This is a genomic window from Sphingomonas sp. PAMC 26605, from assembly GCF_000241485.1.
In the GTDB taxonomy this organism is placed as follows: domain Bacteria; phylum Pseudomonadota; class Alphaproteobacteria; order Sphingomonadales; family Sphingomonadaceae; genus Sphingomonas.
Genome location: NZ_JH584262.1, coordinates 1 through 1,080, shown reverse-complemented (window position 1 = coordinate 1,080; position 1,080 = coordinate 1). Strand labels below are relative to the sequence as shown.

Here is a 1,080-nt window from a genome sequence, read left to right as displayed (position 1 = left end):
AGGTAAGCGCGAGCAGGGCGTCGCGTTTGGCGATCAACGCCGCCATGTCACCGCCGCCCTGCGCCCCCGCGATCGTCGCCATCGCGCGGTCGAGCCGTGCGCGCGACACGGCGGACATCTCTGCCAGCCGCCCGACCACTTCCTCCATCTGCTCCATCCGTCCCCAGCAATCGAGCACGAGGTCGCACCCCGCGGCGATCGCCCCCGCCGCCTTGTCGCCAGCGGTGCCCGACAGCGCCTTCATGTCGATGTCATCGGTCATCAACAGGCCATCGAACCCGATCCGCTGGCGGATGATCTGCTCGATCACCGTCGGCGACAGCGTCGCCGGCCGGTCCGCATCCCACGCCTCGAAGACGATGTGCGAGGTCATCCCCATCGGCGCATCGTTGAGCCGCGTGAACGGCTGGAGATCGATCTCGAGCTCGGCATCCGAGGCGGTGACGGTCGGCAGGTGGTAGTGCGAGTCCTGCTTCGCCCGGCCATGCCCAGGCATATGCTTGACCACCCCGACGACGCCGCCGCGCTGGAGCCCATCGAGGATCGCCTTCCCCAGCGCCGCGACGCGCATCGGCTCGGAGCCGAGCGTGCGGATCGACACCGCGTCGGTCGTGTCGGGCTGCGCGACGTCGAGCAGCGGCAGGCAATCCACCGTGATGCCGACTTCGGCGAGCATCAGGCCGATCGCCTCAGCATTGGCACGCGCCGCCTCGATCGCCGAAATCGGCGCGAGATCGTAGAGTCGGTCGAATGCCGGGCCGGCCGGGAATTCGGGCCATTCCGGCGGCCCCATGCGGGCGACGCGGCCGCCTTCCTGGTCGATCAGGATCGGCAGGTCGTCGCGCCCCGACATTTCGCGCAGGCTGTCGGTCAGCGCGCGGACTTGCGCGCGGTTTTCGATGTTGCGCTTGAACAGGATGTAGCCGGCTGGTTCGGCAGCGGTGAAAAAGCTGCGCTCGGCGGGGGTGAGGTCTAGGCCGGACAGGCCGAAGATGACGGGCTTCATGGCGCGGCGTTTAGCAAGAAGCGGCCGCTAAAATAAGCCCCTCCCCTTTAGGGGAGGGGTTGGGGTGGGGAAGT

Annotated in this window: 1 protein-coding gene; it reads right to left on the bottom strand. The window is 68.2% G+C overall.

All coding sequences use genetic code 11. The annotated features are described in order from the left end of the window. A partial coding sequence (locus tag RH90_RS21935; RefSeq protein ID WP_010189328.1) for a glycoside hydrolase family 3 N-terminal domain-containing protein occupies nt 1-1,006 on the bottom strand: 1,006 nt, incomplete at its 3' end. Nucleotides 1,007-1,080: the final 74 nt, after the last annotated feature.